The organism is Phocaeicola coprophilus DSM 18228 = JCM 13818 (genome assembly GCF_000157915.1).
In the GTDB taxonomy this organism is placed as follows: Bacteria; Bacteroidota; Bacteroidia; order Bacteroidales; family Bacteroidaceae; genus Phocaeicola; species Phocaeicola coprophilus.
In genome coordinates, this window is sequence record NZ_EQ973650.1 from 174,549 (window position 1) to 175,505 (window position 957).

The following is a 957-nucleotide window of genomic DNA, read 5'->3' on the forward strand; positions in this document are numbered from 1 at the left end:
CTGATGCAGACGGACGGTTATGTAACCGCCGCCAAACTCAAAGACGCCTATCTCGGTATCGGCGTCAAGCAGGAAACTTTGCTGAAGCTGTTTGAGCAGCACAACGCCGAGTTTGAGAAGAAAGTCGGACACAGCAGGGCGCAAGGTACATTTACCCGTTACCGGACGGTCTGTAACCATATTCGGGAGTTCCTGCCCCACAGCTACAAGCGTGAGGATATTCCGTTAAAGGAACTCAACCTCACATTCATCAACGATTTCGAGTATTTTTTGCGCACGGAGAAGAAATGCCGTACCAATACCGTGTGGGGCTACATGATTGTGTTGAAACACATCGTTTCCATTGCGAGGAACGACGGACGTTTGCCCTTTAATCCCTTTGCCGGATATATCAACTCTCCCGAAAGCGTGGACAGGGGCTACCTCACCCGAACGGAGATACAGACGCTCATGGACGCACCGATGAAGAACGCCACCCACGAGCTTGTACGGGACTTGTTCGTCTTTTCCGTGTTCACGGGTCTGGCGTATTCGGACGTGAAGAACCTCACCGCCGACCGCCTGCAAACCTTCTTCGACGGCAATCTTTGGATAATCACCCGAAGAAAGAAAACCAACACCGAATCGAACATCCGCCTTTTGGATGTTCCCAAGCGTATCATCGAGAAGTACAAGGGACTGGCTCGGGACGGTCATGTTTTCCCCGTTCCGAGTAACGGAAGCTGCAACAAGATACTCAAAGAGATAGGCAGGCAATGTGGCTTCAAGGTACGTTTGACCTATCATGTCGCAAGACACACGAACGCCACGACCGTGCTTTTGTCGCACGGCGTACCCATCGAAACCGTAAGCCGCCTTTTGGGACACACGAACATAAAAACCACCCAAATTTACGCCAAAATCACCGCCCAGAAGATAAGCCAAGACATGGAAACCTTGTCGCACAAGTTGGAGGAC

At 51.3% G+C, this 957-nt stretch carries 1 protein-coding gene; it reads left to right on the top strand.

Going from position 1 to position 957, the window contains the following annotated elements:
- Positions 1 to 957: site-specific integrase (locus BACCOPRO_RS15135; protein WP_040311600.1), on the top strand; the 957-nt coding region annotated here is incomplete at both ends.